The organism is Halomonas sp. YLB-10, from assembly GCF_003856855.1.
In the GTDB taxonomy this organism is placed as follows: domain Bacteria; phylum Pseudomonadota; class Gammaproteobacteria; order Pseudomonadales; family Halomonadaceae; genus Halomonas; species Halomonas litopenaei.
In genome coordinates, this window is the sequence record NZ_RRCU01000005.1 from 313,407 (window position 1) to 329,999 (window position 16,593).

Here is a 16,593-nt window from a genome sequence, read left to right on the forward strand (position 1 = left end):
ACGATGGAGTGGTATGTCACCCTGGGCCTGGCCGTCGCCCTGCTGATGGGGCTGTTCGCCCTCGGCGTGCCGGTGTTTGTGGCCTTTCTGGCGATCAACGTGGCCGGCACCTTCTGGCTGATGGGCAGCGCCGGCTTCGGCCTGTTTGCCAACAGCGTCTATGACACCGTCACCTCGGAGACGCTGACCACCATCGCGCTGTTCGTGCTGATGGGCGAGCTGCTGTTCCGATCGGGCTCCATCGACGTCATCTTCGATTCCCTCGACACCTTGATGGGGCGCATCAAGGGCCGCCTGTACTTCTTCGTGGTAGCCCTGTCGACGCTGTTCGGCGCACTGTCCGGCTCGGCCCTGGCGGTGACCGCCATGCTCAGCCGTTCGGCGCTGCCGACGATGCAGCAGCGTGGCTACGACGACCGTCTGTCGATCGGCCTGATCCTCGGCGGTGCCGGCCTTGCACCGATCATCCCGCCGAGCCTTCTGGTGATCATCATCGGCTCCATGGTCGACGTCTCCATCGCTCGCCTTTTGATCGCCGGTATCATTCCGGGCATGCTCCTGGCCGGGTTGTTCGTGACCTACGTGGTGGTGCGCATGATGCTGGACCCGTCGCGGGCACCGGCGGTGGACGACTCGGGCGGCGGCAACTGGCGCCAGCGCGGTCGGGCGCTGGCCAACATGGCGCCGTTCTCGATCATCATCTTCTCGGTGCTGGGGCTGATGATGCTGGGGGTGGCGACGCCGTCTGAGTCCGCCGCCACCGGCGTGCTCGGGGCCATTCTGGTGGCCTTCTACTACCGCAAGTTCAGCCTCAAGATGGCCGGCCAGGCGCTGCTGTCGTCGCTGTCGATCAGCGCCATGATCATCACCATCCTGGCCTGCTCCAAGCTGTTCAGTCAGCTTCTGTCCTTTACCGGGGCCACCTCCGGGCTGGTGGCCGCCGCCACCGCCATGGATCTGGACACCGGCCTGATGCTGCTGCTGTTGATGCTGATCCCGCTTATCGCCTGCATGTTCATCGACCAGATCGCCTTCATGATGGTGGTCATTCCGATCTACGCCCCGCTGCTCAAGGCCTACGGGTTCGACCCGGTGTGGTTCTGGACGCTGTTTCTGATCAACCTGGCGGTGGGCAGTCTGACCCCGCCGTTCGGCTACAACCTGTTCGCGGTCAAGGGCGGGGCACCCTCGGTGTCGATGCCGACCATCTACGCCGCCGCCTGGCCGATCGTGCTGTGCTTCCTGTTCGGCATGCTGATGCTGTACTGGGTGCCGGGACTGATCACCTGGCTGCCGAGCCTGATATAAGGAAAAACGCTGTGTACACCATCGCTGACCTGCCCGCCCCGCTGGACCCCGCCCGCCATCAGCGCCTGCTCGAGTGCGAGACCGCCACCATCGGCCACTTCCGCGAAGAGGGCTTCATCGACCCCGAGATCCGCTGCCAGCTCGACGAGGTGCGGGTGGCCGGGGTCGCCGTGACCCTGTCGCTGCCGCCGGGAGACGGCACCCTGCTCAACCACGCCATGCGCCTTCTGCGTCCCGGCGATGTGCTGGTGATCGATCGCCAGGGCGATCGTCGTCACGCCTGCTGGGGCGGGGTGCTGACCGAGGTCGGCTCGCACCTGGGACTGGCCGGGGTGATCATCGACGGCACCGCCACCGACCTTGCGACCCTGCGCGCAAAGCGCTTCCCGGTGTGGAGCCGCGGCGTCTCGTCGCTGACCACCAAGCTCGCCGACCAGGGCGGCGCCATGAACCTGCCGGTCAGCGTCGGTGGGGTGGTGGTATCCGCCGGCGACGTGGTGCTGGCCGACGAGAATGGCGTGGTGGTGCTGCCGCCCTCCGAGGTCGACGCGGTGATCGACCACACCCTGGAACTGCAGCGCCAGGAAGAACGCATCCTTGAGCGACTGGCCCAGGGCGAGTGCCTTCCGGACATCAGCGGAGCAAGTTCAATGGTCGAAAACCGGCTGACGCCGTCGAACTAACGACGCTGACGCCGTCGGCAAGCTGTCTTCCGCTGACATTCGGGTCGCGCAAGTGCCATGGTCGAACATCGACTGACACCATCGAACTGACATTGGTCTCTCCTGCACGACCAACAGACCAAAAAAAACCGCCCCGAAGGGCGGCAGGCTAGTCACGACCTTCCTGGTCGTGGACACCGCGGCCAGGAAAGCCAGACGGTGTCTTCAGGGAACACGGCTTTGTCGTGGTCGAGGGCTCGACCTTACTGACGAATCAGGTAGTCGAAGGCGCCGAGGGCGGCGGTGGCACCTGCCCCCACGGCGATGACGATCTGCTTGTAGGGCACGGTGGTGACGTCGCCGGCGGCGAAGATGCCGGGGACCGAGGTCATGCCATGGGCGTCGGTGATGATCTCGCCGCGCTCGGAGAGCTCGATCGGCGAGTCCTTGAGCCATTCGGTGTTGGGCACCAGGCCGATCTGCACGAACACACCTTCCAGCTCGACCTGCTTGAGCTCGCCGCTGGCGCGCTCTTCATAGCTCAGGCCGGTGACGCGGTTGCCGTCGCCGTTGATCTCGGTGGTGCGGGCACCGGAGATGATCTCGACGTTGGGCAGACTGCGCAGCTTCTTCTGCAGCACGGCGTCGGCACGCAGCTCGTCCATGAACTCGAACAGGGTCACGTGGGCGACGATGCCGGCCAGGTCGATGGCCGCCTCGACGCCGGAGTTGCCGCCGCCGATGACCGCGACGCGCTTGCCCTTGAACAGCGGGCCGTCGCAGTGCGGGCAGTAGGCCACTCCGCGGTTGCGGTACTCGGCCTCGCCGGGCACGTTCATCTCGCGCCAGCGGGCGCCGGTGGCCAGGATCAGCGTCTTGGCGCGCAGGCTGGCGCCGGAGGCGAAGCGCACCTCGTGCTCGCCGCCCGGCTCGCTTGACGGCACCAGAGCTTCTGCACGCTGCAGGTTCATGATGTCGACGTCGTACTGCTTGACGTGCTCTTCAAGCGCGGTGGCAAGCTTGGGCCCTTCGGTCTCCTGCACCGAGATGAAGTTCTCGATGGCCATGGTGTCGAGCACCTGGCCGCCGAAGCGCTCGGCGGCGACGCCGGTGCGGATACCCTTGCGCGCGGCATAGATGGAGGCGGCTGCTCCGGCGGGACCGCCGCCGATGGTCAGCACCTCGAAGGACTCCTTGGCGCTGATCTTCTCGGCTTCACGCTTTTCGGCGCCGGTGTCGACCTTGGCCAGGATCTGCTCGAGGGTCATGCGGCCCTGGTCGAAGGGCTCGCCGTTGAGGTAGACACTCGGCACCGACATGATCTCGCGGGCCTCGACCTCATCCTGGAACAGGGCGCCGTCGATGGCGTCGTGGGAGATCCGCGGGTTGAGAATGGCCATCAGGTTCAGCGCCTGGACCACGTCCGGGCAGTTCTGGCAGGACAGCGAGAAGTAGGTCTCGAAGTGAATGTCCGCGTCCAGCGCCTGGATCTGTTCGATCACCTCGGCGCTGGCCTTGGGCGGATGCCCGCCGACCTGCAGAAGTGCCAGCACCAGCGAGGTGAACTCGTGGCCCATGGGGATGCCGGCGAACACCACCCCGGTGGGGGCGCCATCACGATAAAGGGCGAACGACGGCGTGCGTGGGTCCGTGCCTTCGGTGGACAGGCTGATGTGGTCGCTGAGCGCGGCGATGTCGCTGAGCAGGCCGTGGAGTTCCCTGGACTTGTCGCCGTCATCGAGGGTGGCGACAAGCTCGAAGGGGCGGGTGACACGTTCGAGATAGGCTTTCAGCTGTTGCTTGAGAGAGTCGTCCAACATGACAGCGGCAATCCTGATAAAAATCGGAAAATGGTAGTCTGCGGCGGGAGCGTAGTGCCGGTATCGGCGAACTGGCCGATCATTGGGCCGCAGAATCCCCACCGGGCCGAAGGGCCCGATCTCGCATAAGCGACTGGTAGGACGACCGAGACGAACGACCCGGTGGGGAAAAGGGTGTCACCTCAGGGGTGACGGGCGCCTCTGGCGAGGCGCCGTGACTGCGACAAGGGACACTAAGGCTGAGTCAGCCAGCCTTGGCGCAGTCACATCTTGCTCAAGACACTTTCGGTCAAGTGTCAGATCTGGCGGACAAGTGTCAGATCTTGCGGACAAGGCTTAGATCTTGCCGACGAGGTCCAGGGACGGCGCCAGGGTCTCTTCGCCTTCCTTCCACTTGGCCGGGCACACCTCGTTGGGGTGGGCGGCGACGTACTGGGCAGCCTTGACCTTGCGCAGCAGCTCTTCGGCGTTGCGGCCGATGTTGCCGGCGTTGATCTCGACGATCTGGATCTTGCCCTCGGGGTCGATGACGAAGGTGCCACGCTCGGCCAGGCCGTCTTCCTCGATCAGTACCTCGAAGTTGCGCGAGATGGTCAGGGTCGGGTCGGCGATCATCGGGAACTGCAGCTTGCCGATGGTCTCGGAGCTGTCGTGCCAGGCCTTGTGGGTGAAGTGGGTGTCGGTGGAGACGCTGTAGATCTCGACGCCCAGCTTCTTGAATTCTTCGTAGTTGTCCGCCAGGTCACCAAGCTCGGTCGGGCAGACGAAGGTGAAGTCGGCCGGGTAGAAGAAGACGATGCTCCACTGGCCTTTCATGTCGTCGCTTGAGACGTCGACGAACTCGCCGTTGTGGTAAGCGGTGGCCTTGAACGGCTTGACTTCGGTGTTGATCAGGGACATTCCCGTCTCCTTTGAGCGATGGGTGTATTGTCTGAAGACAGGGCTCACCTTACGCAGAAACGAGCAATTGGATAAATTGAATGGTCCGATAATCCTGATAAGAGATGGCTATGGGGTGGCTGTTCCCTTTAGTCGGCCGCTCTTTCTAACCTTCCGTTTTTCCAGTGGTTTTCTTCTTTCGCTTTCTTCTTTTGTTTTCTTCGCTGAGTTGTCGAAGCGGCTCAGTGCTCGCTTAATCGCGCGCGCAGTCGGCTCACCGCCTGGCTATGGATCTGACACACCCGGGACTCGCTGACCCCCAGCACGGCGCCGATCTCCTTGAGGTTGAGCTCCTCCTGGTAGTAGAGCGCCATCAGCAGTTTTTCCCGCTCGGGCAGCTCGGCGATGGCGGCGACCAGCGCCTCGCGGCGTTCGCCGTCGAGCAGTTCGGCCAGCGGCGCCATGCTGATCTGGTCGCTGAAGCGATGCTCGTTGCCTTCGGCGAGCAATTCCTCGAAGGGCATCAGCTGGCCATTGTTGACGTCGCTCAACAGGCGTCGGTAGCTGACCAGGTCCATGTCCAGCGCCTCGGCGATCTCGTGTTCCTCCGGGGGGCGGCCGAGGCGCTGCTGCAGCTCGCGGGTGGCCTCGTCCAGTGCCCGGGCCTGGCGGCGTACGCTGCGCGGCAGCCAGTCGCGGCTGCGCAGTTCGTCGAGCATGGCGCCGCGCACCCGCTGGCTGGCGAAGGTCGTGAACTGGGCGCCCTGGCTTGCATCGAAGCGCCCCAGCGCCTCCAGCAGGCCGACGATGCCGGCCTGGATCAGGTCATCCAGGTCGACCCCGGCGGGCAGCTTGACCTGCAGCGCCAGGGCCTGGCGACGCACCATGGGGAGGTAGGCTTCGAGCTGGGACTGATGCTCCATTCTGCCTTGTGCGGTGTACATGGCACTTTCCTCTGGGACAGCCTCAACGGTGGTTGACGATCACGCTCATGCCGTCGACAACGAGCGGCGACTCACCATCCAGGAGACGAAAACGAAAGACGAAGGGGCCGGCAGCGTCGAGGCCGGCGAAGTGTTCGGTGCTGCCGTGGGCGGCCTTCAGGCGCAGGCAGCGCTGTCCATGGCACAGGCGACCCTGCAGGCGGGCGCCAGGCGCTGTGCGATAGCGCCACACCACCCGCTCGATCACGCCCTCGACGCTGGCGGAGGGCGGCGTCAGCGGTCGCGACGACTGGTCGAGCTGGCTCGAGGCGACGGTCATGCGCGGGGCGTTGGCGGTCCAGGCACCGGGGAAGCCCTGGGCGCCGCTGGCGATCAGCCACAGCGCCAGCAGGGAGAGTGCCGCCAGGCGTCTCGGCGCACACTGGGTTCTCCGGGCAAGGATCAAGGCTGGGAGCATGGTCACATCCCCCCGACCTGATGGGTGACGCGCAGCATGCGGTCGTCGGGGATCTCGGCCTGGGACATCACCACCAGATGGCGCAGACGGCGGCGCAGGAAGCGTGCCAGCACCGGGCGCAGGCTCGGGGTGACCACCAGCACTGGCGGCTCGCCGGTGGCCTCGTGGCGGCCCAGCGCCGCCTCGGTCTGGTCCATCAGGGTCTGGGCCAGACCCGGCTCCAGGGCGCCGTTGCCGTTCATGGCCTGGTGCAGCACCTGTTCGAGCTGGGGCTCGAGGCCGATGACGTTGAGCGATTCCTGGCCGGCGAACCACTGCTGGGTGATGGCGCGGCCGAGCGCGATGCGCACCAGGGCAGTCAGCTCGCTGGGGTCCTGCTGATGGGGCGCGTGCTCGGCCAGGGTATCGAGGATGGTGCGTAGATCACGGATCGACACGTCCTCGTCCAGCAACTGCTGCAGTACCCGGGTGAAGGCGGTCAGCGACAGCGCCTTGGGCACCACCTCCTCGACCAGCGACTTCTGCTCTGTGCTGAGCTTGTCGAGCAGCTTCTGCACCTCCTGGCGCCCCAGCATCTCGGAGGCGTGGCGGTGCAGCAGGTGGTTCAGGTGGGTGGCGACCACGGTGCTGGCGTCGACCACGGTGTAGCCGTAGACCTGGGCGCGTTCGCGCTGGCTGGCGTCGATCCACACCGCCGGCAGGCCGAAGGCCGGGTCCTGGGTCGGGGTGCCGTCCAGCTCGCCGGACACCTGGCCGGGGTCGATGGCCAGCCAGCGCCCGGGCCAGGCCTCGGCGCGGCCGATCTCGGCGCCCTTCAGGGTGACCCGGTAGGTGGAGGCCTCCAGCTCCAGGTTGTCGCGGATATGCACCACCGGTGGCAGGAAGCCGACCTCCTGGGCGAACTTCTTGCGCACGCTCTTGATCCGACCAAGCAGCTCCCCCTGTTGGCGCGCGTCGACCAGCGGAATCAGCCGGTGGCCGACCTCCAGGCCCAGGGTATCGACCAGCTGGACGTCGTCCCAGCTCGCCTCCGGGGCTTCCGGGGGGGGCGCCGGGGCGGTGCTTTCCTGCTCTTCGACCAGGCGCTTCTCGGACTGGCGGGTCAGCCACCAGGCCAGGGTCGCAAGCAGCACGGTAAACAGCAGGAACACCAGGTTGGGCATGCCCGGCACCAGGCCCAGCAGGCCCATCACCCCGGCCGCCAGGATCAGCACCTTGGGATTGACGAACAGCTGGCTGATCATCTGCTGGCCGACGTCCTGGTCGGTGTTGACCCGGGACACCGTGACGCCGGCGGCGGTGGAGATCACCAGCGCCGGGATCTGGGCCACCAGTCCGTCGCCGATGGTCAGCAGGATGTAGGTGCGGGCGGCGTCGGAGAAGGCCATGTCGTACTGCATCAGGCCGATCATCAGCCCGCCCAGCACGTTGACCACCATGATGATCAGGCCGGCCATGGCGTCGCCACGCACGAACTTGCTGGCGCCGTCCATGGAACCGTAGAAGTCGGCCTCCTGGGCCACCTCGGCGCGCCGTCGCTTGGCGTCTTCCTCGCCGATAAGACCGGCGTTGAGGTCGGCGTCGATGGCCATCTGCTTGCCCGGCATGGCGTCGAGCATGAAGCGTGCGCCCACTTCGGCGATGCGCCCGGCGCCCTTGGTGATGACCATGAAGTTGATGATCACCAGGATCAGGAACACCACCAGACCCACCGCGAAGTTGCCGCCGACCAGAAACTGGCCGAAGGCCTCGATGACCTTGCCGGCGGCGTCGCCGCCTTCGTGGCCATTCATTAGCACCACCCGGGTGGAGGCCACGTTGAGCGATAGCCGTAGAAGGGTGGTGAACAGCAGCACCGCTGGAAAGGCGGCGAAGTCCAGCGGCTTTTCGGTGAACATGCTGACCAGCAGCACCATCACCGCCAGGGCGATGTTGAAGGTAAACAGCACATCCAGGGCGAAGGGCGGCAGCGGCAGGATCATCATCGCCAGGATCATGATGATCAACAGCGGGCCGGCCAGCACCTTCATCGGGATCTCGGCCATCCAGTCGCGGCGGGTCAGGTACTGGGACAACGGCTTCATCCGTGGTCTCCCGCCGGGCCGGCGATGGCGCTGTGGTCAGGCGCTGGGGTCATGGTTGTCTCTCGTCTGCTGTCACATTGCGCTCTGGCGTGGAGGCGGCCACGGCCAGTTCGGCGGGCACCTGGATGGATTCTGGGGCGGGCGGCGGCGTCTCGCCTTCGCTGGCGGCGCGTTTGAGGCCGAAGGCCCAGGCCAGCACCTCGGCCACCGCGGTGTAGAGCTCCATGGGAATCTCGCGATCCAGATCCACGTGGCGGTACAGGGTGCGCGCCAGGGGCGGCGCCTCGAGCAGTGGCACGCCGGCCTCACCGGCCAGCTCGCGGATGCGCGCGGCCACCGCGTCGGCGCCCTTGGCGACGACCCGTGGTGCGCCCATGCTGCCTTCGCGGTAGCTCAGCGCCACCGCGTAGTGGGTGGGGTTGGTGACCACCACGTCGGCGTCGGGCACCTGGCTCATCATGCGGCCTCGGGCCATGGCCTGCTGCTGCTGGCGGATGCGGCCCTTGACCTGGGGGTCGCCCTCGGACTCCTTGTGCTCCTGCTTGATCTCTTCCTTGCTCATGCGCAGCTTCTTGGCGTGGCTCCATAGCTGGTAGGGCACGTCGATCAGGATCACCACCACCAGGGTCAGCACCATCAGCGCGCTGGCCTCGGCGGCCAGCTTCATCGATGCCGCCAGCGCCGCGGCGATGGGCAATTCCATCAGGCTCAGCGCCTCACCCCGATGCAGGTAGACGAAGCCCAGGCCGACCCCGCCCACCAGCACCGACTTGGCGATGGCCTTGCCCAGCTCCGCCAGGGCCTGGGTGGAGAACATGCGCTTGAGGCCCTTGACCGGGTTCAGCTTCGACGCCTGGGGCTTGAGCGCCTTGGCCGATACCAGCCAGCCGCCGAGCAGCGCCGGCGCCACCAGCGCGATCAGGGTCAGCAGCAGAAACAGCGGAATCAGGCTAAGCAGGGTGCGACTGCCCAGGTCCAGCGCCTGGGACAGCATCGGCATGGTCTCCATGGCCTCGCGGCGCTCGAACAGGAAGGCCTGCTCCATCACGCTGCCCAGCTGGCCGTAGAGCATGGCACCCATGGACCACAGCCCGACCACGCCGCCGAGCAGCAGCATGAAAGTGGCGAGTTCCCGCGAACGCGCTACCTGGCCTTCCTCGCGCGCCTTCTCAAGGCGTCGCGGGGTGGCCTCTTCGGTCTTTTCCTGATCGCTGGAGCTGTCGGCCATGGGGGATCAACGGGCACAAGTTCTGGTATGGCCCATTGTCCCTTGGGCAGGCCAGTTCAAAGGCCCGAAAAGGTGACGAGAAAGAGGGCTTACCCCCTGATGGGGGAAGCCCTGTCTGATCCCGGGAAGGGATGGTAGGCGCGCGGCCCTCTGCGAGGCGGCTAGAAACCCAGTTCGTCGAGCAGGTCGTCGACCTGATCCTGGCTCGCCACCACGTCGCTGCTCTCAGGCTTGACCTGGGGGCCGTTGAGCAACGAATCCTCGTTGCGCCGGCGCAGGCTTTCACGGGCTTCGCTCTCGGGCACGCTGTCGATCAGCACCTGCACCAGCTGGTCCTCGATCTCGCGGATGACGTCCATCATGCGCTTGATCACCTGGCCGGTCAGATCCTGGAAGTCCTGGGCCATCAGGATCTCCAGCAGCTCCTTCTGGGTGGCCTGGGTGTTCTCCGGCACCATCGTCAGGTAGGCACGGGTGTCGCTGACCAGGTCGCGGGCCTCGTCGAGCTCCTTGGGGGCGTCGAACCACTGCTGCCAGCGATCGTCCAGCGCCTTGGCGTGTTCGCTCAGACTATCCTGCAGCGGCTGGGCGCGGTCGATGGCGTTGAGCGAGCGTTCTGCCGCCTGTTCGGTCATGGTGGCAACGTAGCTAAGGCGGTCACGGGCGTCGGGGATGGCCTCTGCGGCCTTTTCGATCTCCTTGTCCAGGCCCAGCTCGCGCATGCTTTCACGCAGCATGCGGGTCAGTTGGCCGATGCGCTGGACCAGGTCGTCGCCCTGGGCGTTGGGCCCGGGGGCGGCGCTGGCGATCTGCTGTTGTGTCATCGTTGTCTCCTCGTGGCGCCAGGGCGTCACATGCCGAGCTTTTCGAAGATCTTGTTGAGTTTTTCTTCGAGGGTGGCGGCGGTGAACGGCTTGACCACGTAACCGTTGGCGCCGGCTTGCGCCGCGGCGATGATGTTTTCCTTCTTGGCCTCGGCGGTCACCATCAGGACCGGCAGTGACTTCAGGGCATCGTCGCCACGGATGGCCTTGAGCATCTCCAGGCCGTCCAGGTTGGGCATGTTCCAGTCGGAGACCACGAAGTCGAAACCGCCTTCACGCAGTTTTGCCAGGCCGTCCTGGCCGTCCTCGGCCTCTTCCACATTGGTGAAGCCCAGCTCCTTGAGCAGGCTGCGCACGATGCGGCGCATGGTGGGAAAGTCGTCCACCACCAGGATGCGCATGTTCTTGTCGGCCATTGATACGGGTCCTCGTCGTCGTTATCGCTTGGGGGAGGCCTAGAAGGCCTCCCATTCGGTTTCGTCGTGTCGCTGGCTCGCGCGGGCCTCGGGCTCGCGGCGACCATCGCTGCTGTCTGTGCTGCGGCCATCGTCATCGAGGTCGTCAGGGACGCTGCCGGTGCTCGCGGTCAGCGACTGCCCCGGCGCGCTTGCCAGCGCCACGGGGCTATCTGTCTCGAGCCCTGCTGGCAGGCGGAACACCTCCACCTCGGCGGCCAGCTGGCGCGCCTGCAGTGCCAGGTCTTCGGCGGCGCGTGACACCTGCTGCACTAGCGAGGCGTTCTGCTGGGTGGTCTGGTCCATCTGTACTACCGCCTGGCCGATCTGTCCGATGCCGTCGCTCTGCTCGCGGGAGGCCACGGCGATCTCGTCGACGATGTCGAGCACCCGGCGCACCGAGCTGACCACCTCTGCCATGGTCTCGCCGGCCTGGCGGGCGAGTCGGGTACCACCGTCGACGCGGCTGGTGGAGGTCTCGATCAACGACTTGATGCGACCGGCGGCCTCGGCGCTGCGACTGGCCAGGCTGCGGACCTCGCCGGCGACCACCGCGAAGCCGCGGCCCTGTTCGCCGGCCCGTGCCGCCTCCACCGAGGCGTTGAGCGCCAGGATGTTGGTCTGAAAGGCGATGGCGTCGATCATCCCGGTGATCTCGCTGATCTGGCGCGAGTCCTGGCTGATGGTTTCCATGGTCTCCACCACCTGGCTGACCACCTGGCCACCCTGCTCGGCGGTGGTTGAAGCCTGGCTTGCCAAATGGCGTGCCTGGCCGGCGTTGTCGGCGTTCTGGGACACCGTGGTGGTGAGCTGCTCCATGCTGGCGGCGGTCTGTTCGATGGAGGCCGCCTGCTGTTCGGTGCGGGTCGCCAGATCGACATTGCCCGAGGCGATCTCGTGGCTGCCGCTGGCCATGCGTGTGCCGCCCCGGCGAACCTCGCTGACGGTCTGGCCAAGCTTGTGCTGCATTTCCTGCATGGCGCGAAATAGCTGGCTGATCTCGTTGTCGCCCCGCACCTGGATCGGTCGCGACAGGTCGGCGTGGGCGATGGCGTCCAGGCTCTCCACCGCCCGTGCCAGCGGCTTGATCACCAGGCTTTTCAACAGCAGGTAGGCGCCGGCGATGGCCAGCAGGATCATCGCCAGGGCCGCCAGCTCCAGCCCGCGGTCAAGGCGTGACTGACGTTCGAAGTCGCTGACGATGGTGTTGCCGCGGGCGTCGGCGTAGCTGCTGAACGCATCGAGTGCCTGGTTGAGCTCGGCAAGTTCGGGGGCAAGCGCCAGGCTACCGGCCTCGAAGCCTTCGCTGTCGCCATCGCGCAGTGCCTCGATCAGCTTGACGGCGCCGTCCATGACCACCGGGTAGCGGTCCTCGATGCGCCCGCCGACGGCCTCGCCCTGGGGGGTGCGGGGGACGGCAGCGAAACGGTCGAAGTGGGACTCGGCACTGACGATCAGCTCCTGGGCCTTGTCGAGCCGATCCAGTTGCTGGCTGGTGGCGGCGACCTCGATCTCCAGCAGTGCCTCGTTGAGCAGGGCGTCACCGCGATTGACCGCGTTGAGCTGCTCGACGTTGATGCGGTTGAGCAGCGACAGGGTGTCGGCAGCCTTGTGACTGCTCAGCATGCCGATCCCCAGGCCGATGACCGAGGCGACCAGCAGACTGGCCAGCATCACGATCATCAGGGTGTGCAGGCGAATATTGCGTAGTAGTGACACGGTGAACTCCTTGAGCGAATACGCCCTTCCCTGGACGACCATCAGACGCGCTGGGCACGGCCAGCGGCGGCGACCAGCGCGAGAATCCTCGGCGCCACTTCAGGCAAGGCGACGGTTTCGTCCGCCCCTCCCAGGGCGATGGCTTCCCGCGGCATGCCGAACACCACGCAGCTGGCTTCGTCCTGGGCCAGGGTGGAAGCGCCGGCCTGGCGCATCTTCACAAGGCCGGCGGCTCCGTCCTTGCCCATGCCGGTGAGCAGTACGCCCACCGCGTTGGCGCCCGCCAGGCGTGCCACCGAGTCGAACATCACGTCCACCGAGGGGCGGTGGCGATTGACCGGCGGACCGTCGTGCAGTCGGGCGATGTAGTTGGCGCCACTGCGGGCCAGCTCCAGGTGCATGTCACCCGGGGCGATGTAGGCGTGACCGGGCAGCAGGCGCTCGCCGTCGCTGGCCTCCTTGACCGAGATCTGGCACAGCCGGTCCAGGCGCTCGGCGAACGAGCGGGTAAAGCCGCCGGGCATATGCTGGGTGATGATGATGGCGGGGCTCGCCGCCGGCAGCGGCTCGAGCACCTGGCGGATGGCCTCGGTACCGCCGGTGGAGGCGCCGATGGCGACCAGCTTCTCGCTGCCGATGATGGGGGCCGACAGGCGCCTGGGCGGCTCCTGGTTCGGGCGCGTCTGGCGGGGGCGCGAGCGTGCCGCGGCGCGGATCTTGGCGGCGATGTCATTGGCGTAGTCGAGCATGCCGTCGCGGATGCCCAGGGTCGGCTTGGCGACAAAGTCCACCGCACCCAGCTCCAGCGCGCGCAGGGTGATGTCGGAGCCGGCCTGGGTCAGCGACGACACCATCAGTACCGGCATCGGGCGCAGCCGCATCAACCGCTCGAGAAAGTCGAGGCCATCCATGCGCGGCATTTCCACGTCCAGGGTCAGCACGTCCGGGTTATGGCGCTTGATCAGATCCCGCGCCACCAGCGGATCGGGCGCCACCGCCACGACCTCCATGTCCGCCTGGGACTGGATGATTTCCTTCAACAGGTTGCGAATCAGGGCCGAGTCATCGACGCACAACACCTTGATCTTGGGGGCGCTCAAGCAGCTCTCCTAGGGGGATGGGCCAGTATCTGTGTTATCGGCTGCCGGGGAGGGATCTTTAGGCGTCGTTCAGCGCCCGGCCAGTCGATAGACGGTCTGGCCACGCAGACGGAAGGCGTCGCTGATCTGGGAGAAGTTCTCCGAATGGCCGGCGAACAGCAGGCCGTCGGGCTTGAGCAGCGGTGCGAAGCGTTCGAGGATCCGCGTCTGGGTCGGCTTGTCGAAGTAGATCATCACGTTTCGACAGAAGATCGCGTCAAACTTGCCTTCCATGCCCCAGCTCGGGGCGAGCAGGTTGAGCGACTGGAACGCAACACGTTGGCTGACGTCGGGATGAATCCGCGCCATGCCCTCGTGGCGGCCCTTGCCACGCAGGAAGTGGCGCCGCTTGAGGCCCTCATCCAGCCGCGAGAGCTGCTCGATGCTGTAGACCCCGGCGCGGGCCCGGGCCAGGGCGTCGGTATCGATATCGGTGGCGATGACCTCGAACTTGCTGGTATTGCCGCTGAAGACATCGCTCAACGTCATGGCGATGGAGTAGGGCTCCTCGCCGGTGGAGGCGGCGGCACACCACACTCGGTAACCGCCGGTACGACCACTGGCGTGCTCGGCCAGCAGCGGAAAATGGTGGGCCTCACGGAAGAAGGCCGTCAGATTGGTGGTCAAGGCATTGGTGAACGCCTCCCATTCCCTGGCATCCGGACGTCGTTCGAGTCTTTCCAGATAGTCGCTGAAGCGGGTCAGACCATGATGGCGCAGGCGTTTGGCCAGACGGCTGTAGACCATCTCGCGCTTGTGCTCGGCCAGCACGATGCCGGCCCGCTCATGGATCAGCTGACGAATGCGGCTGAAGTCGCGCTCGGTCAGCAGCAGGTCACGCTCGAGCGAGGGGATCCCCTCGCTCGTGCTCCAGCTGCCTGGTGGTGCCAGGGGCTCGTTCAAAAGGCTTCCCACTCCTCATGGTGTGTCTGGGCGGCGGGCGCCGGCTCGCGTCGCGGCGCACTGTCGTCGGTCCGTGGTTCCTGACGCTCGCGCTTCTCGCTCACCGTTTCCTGGGCCGAGCCCTTCAGGCGGAAGGCGCGAATGGCGAAGGCCAGTGCCTCGCTGTGGGCACGCAGCTGGTAGGCGGCGGCGGCGGAGGTCTGGACACGGGCGGCATTCTGCTGTGTCACCTGGTCCATCTCGGTCACCGCCTGGTTGATCTGGACGATGCCGTTGCTCTGCTCGTTGGAGGCGGCGGTAATTTCCGCCATGATGTCATTGACCCGGGTGGTGGCTTCCATGACCTCGGTCATGGAGGCTTCGGCCTGGCGCACCAGCTCGGCCCCGCCGTCGACCCGCTGGTTGGCGTCGTCGATCAGCCCACGGATCTCGCTGGCGGCGTCGGCGCTGCGGCCGGCCAGCTTGCGCACCTCGCCGGCCACCACCGCAAAGCCACGACCCTGCTCGCCGGCCCGGGCGGCTTCCACCGAGGCATTCAGCGCCAGGATATTGGTCTGGAAGGCGATGGCATCGATGGTGGAGATGATCTCCGCCATCTTGCGCGAGCCCTCGGTAATCTCGCCCATGTTGCCCACCAGGCGCTGCATCAGCTCGCTGGTGGCCTGGGTGCGCTCGGCGTTGTCCGAGGCAAGACCACTGGCCTGACGCGCGTTGTCGCTGTTGTGGGCGACGGTGGTAGTCATCTCTTCCATGCTGGCGGCGGTCTGCTGCAGCGACGACGCCTGCTGCTCGGTACGCGCCGACAGGTCCTCGTTGCCCCTGGCGATATCGGCTACCGCCGGGGTGACCTGGCCGATGGCCTTGTTGACGTCGCCGATGATGCTGCCGAGGCTCTTGCGCATCACGTCGAGGCCGGCGATCACGCGGCCCATCTCGTCGCGCCGGGCGCTGGGCACTTCGGCGCCCAGGTTGCCTGAGGCGATCTGCAGGCTGAAACGCTCCACTTCGCGCAGCGGCTTGAGCATGGCACGCAGGGTCAGGCCACCGATCAGCACCAGCAGCAAAAGGCCCGCACCGAGCACCCCGGCCAGCACCATCAGCATGGTCTGCTGCATCTGGCTGGCTTTTGCCGCCAGGGCGTTGGCGGCGGCCTGCTTGTCCTGGATCAAAGTGGTGACCCGGTCGGACAGCGCCTTGCCCTCGGCCTCTACCACACCGATGTGGTTGGGCAGGGCGACGAACACCTCGTAGCTGTCTTCACCCGTGAGGATCTCGATCGACTTGCCCAGGGAGTTCTCCAGGTACTCATTGAGCTGGCGCTCGAAGATGTCGGCCAGGGCGGTCTGGTTGACCTCGCGCTCGCGATAGCGCTCCCACAGTCCGCCGAGGCTCTGCTGGATCACCGAAAGCTCGGCGGCGTGCTCCTCACGCTTGTCCATCAGCGCCATGCGCTCCTTGCCCACCAGCGACGAATACCCCTGGGTGATCAGTTGATCCATGCGCTGCAGGCTGGCCACGTCCTGCAGGCCGTCCTGGTGGATGGACGCCAAATAGCCCACCGACTGACGCTCGGCGTAGAGCCCGATCGCACCGCTGGCCGCCAGCAGCACCGCCGCCACCCCGATCAGCCCGATCAGACGCGCCTTCATGCTCTTGAGGTTCAGTCGTCCCAGGGCACCGAAAAGCCCGCGCCGGCGCAGCTGGCCCTGGCGCAGGGCGTAGCGGGGGCGGCGCTTGCCGGCGCGGTAGTCGGCGTAGGCGCGCTCGGCCAGGGCGATCTCGTCGCTAGATGCCTTGACCCGCACCGAGGCGTAGCCGACCACCTCGCCGCCTTCTTCCAGCGGCGAGACGCTGGCCCTGACCCAGTAGTAGTCGCCGTTCTTGCGGCGGTTCTTGACCAGCCCCTGCCAGGTCCTGCCGGCCTGCAGGCACTTCCACAGGTCGGCGAAGGCGGCCGGCGGCATCTCGGGGTGGCGCACCACGTTATGGTGTTCGCCGATCAGTTCGTCGCGGGCAAAGCCGCTGACCTCGACGAAGGCCGGGTTGGCGTAGGTGATCCGGCCCTGGAGGTCGGTGCGGGAGATCAGGAAATGATCGTCGTCGAGCACGAATTCCCGCTGGGTGGTCGGTTGATTGTTTCGCATCTTGCCCCCTGCATGGTCGTTTTCTTG

Annotated in this window: 14 protein-coding genes; 2 read left to right on the forward strand and 12 right to left on the reverse strand. The window is 66.2% G+C overall.

Annotated features, from left to right (window positions below; all coding sequences use genetic code 11):
- Positions 1–3: 3 nt before the first annotated feature.
- A complete protein-coding gene (locus EBB56_RS13545; RefSeq protein WP_045992345.1) occupies positions 4–1,308 on the forward strand; it encodes a TRAP transporter large permease subunit in 1,305 nt (434 codons plus the stop codon).
- An 11-nt stretch (positions 1,309–1,319) separates the two neighbouring features.
- Positions 1,320–1,991, forward strand: a complete 672-nt coding sequence (locus EBB56_RS13550) for an RraA family protein (protein WP_045992346.1) — start codon at positions 1,320–1,322, stop codon at positions 1,989–1,991.
- 242 nt (positions 1,992–2,233) lie between these two features.
- On the opposite strand, the gene ahpF is transcribed toward EBB56_RS13550, so the two are convergent.
- The 12 genes from ahpF to EBB56_RS13610 all read right to left on the reverse strand — a co-directional run bounded on the left by ahpF (position 2,234) and on the right by EBB56_RS13610 (position 16,566).
- The gene (gene ahpF / locus EBB56_RS13555; protein ID WP_124804589.1) at positions 2,234–3,790 is read right to left on the reverse strand and encodes an alkyl hydroperoxide reductase subunit F; all 1,557 of its coding nucleotides are present in this window, start codon (positions 3,788–3,790) and stop codon (positions 2,234–2,236) included.
- Between the two features lie 336 nt (positions 3,791–4,126).
- On the reverse strand, positions 4,127–4,690 hold the full coding sequence (ahpC, locus tag EBB56_RS13560) for an alkyl hydroperoxide reductase subunit C (protein WP_045992348.1): 564 nt from the start codon (positions 4,688–4,690) through the stop codon (positions 4,127–4,129).
- 221 nt (positions 4,691–4,911) lie between these two features.
- Positions 4,912–5,613 (reverse strand): RNA polymerase sigma factor FliA, encoded by a 702-nt coding sequence (locus EBB56_RS13565; protein ID WP_045992349.1) that lies wholly within the window; start codon positions 5,611–5,613, stop codon positions 4,912–4,914.
- 22 nt (positions 5,614–5,635) lie between these two features.
- Positions 5,636–6,070, reverse strand: a complete 435-nt coding sequence (locus EBB56_RS13570; protein WP_052704317.1) for a flagellar protein FlhE — start codon at positions 6,068–6,070, stop codon at positions 5,636–5,638.
- A 2-nt stretch (positions 6,071–6,072) separates the two neighbouring features.
- Positions 6,073–8,154: a flagellar biosynthesis protein FlhA gene (gene flhA, locus EBB56_RS13575; RefSeq protein WP_045992350.1), complete on the reverse strand. Its 2,082-nt coding sequence runs from the start codon at positions 8,152–8,154 to the stop codon at positions 6,073–6,075.
- A 49-nt stretch (positions 8,155–8,203) separates the two neighbouring features.
- Positions 8,204–9,382, reverse strand: a complete 1,179-nt coding sequence (gene flhB, locus EBB56_RS13580; protein ID WP_045992351.1) for a flagellar biosynthesis protein FlhB — start codon at positions 9,380–9,382, stop codon at positions 8,204–8,206.
- A 161-nt stretch (positions 9,383–9,543) separates the two neighbouring features.
- Complete coding sequence (gene cheZ, locus EBB56_RS13585; protein WP_108132025.1) at positions 9,544–10,206, reverse strand: protein phosphatase CheZ; 663 nt, start codon at positions 10,204–10,206, stop codon at positions 9,544–9,546.
- A gap of 26 nt (positions 10,207–10,232) precedes the next feature.
- Complete coding sequence (gene cheY, locus EBB56_RS13590) at positions 10,233–10,622, reverse strand: chemotaxis response regulator CheY (RefSeq protein ID WP_045992353.1); 390 nt, start codon at positions 10,620–10,622, stop codon at positions 10,233–10,235.
- A 39-nt stretch (positions 10,623–10,661) separates the two neighbouring features.
- On the reverse strand, positions 10,662–12,380 hold the full coding sequence (locus EBB56_RS13595; RefSeq protein WP_240184208.1) for a methyl-accepting chemotaxis protein: 1,719 nt from the start codon (positions 12,378–12,380) through the stop codon (positions 10,662–10,664).
- Positions 12,381–12,421: 41 nt separating this feature from the next.
- Positions 12,422–13,480: a chemotaxis response regulator protein-glutamate methylesterase gene (locus EBB56_RS13600; protein ID WP_045992355.1), complete on the reverse strand. Its 1,059-nt coding sequence runs from the start codon at positions 13,478–13,480 to the stop codon at positions 12,422–12,424.
- 69 nt (positions 13,481–13,549) lie between these two features.
- On the reverse strand, positions 13,550–14,422 hold the full coding sequence (locus EBB56_RS13605; protein ID WP_124804591.1) for a CheR family methyltransferase: 873 nt from the start codon (positions 14,420–14,422) through the stop codon (positions 13,550–13,552).
- Positions 14,419–16,566, reverse strand: coding sequence for a methyl-accepting chemotaxis protein (locus EBB56_RS13610; protein ID WP_124804592.1), 2,148 nt, complete (start codon positions 16,564–16,566; stop codon positions 14,419–14,421). Before EBB56_RS13610 ends, EBB56_RS13605 begins: the two co-directional genes overlap by 4 nt.
- Between the last annotated feature and the right edge of the window lie 27 nt (positions 16,567–16,593).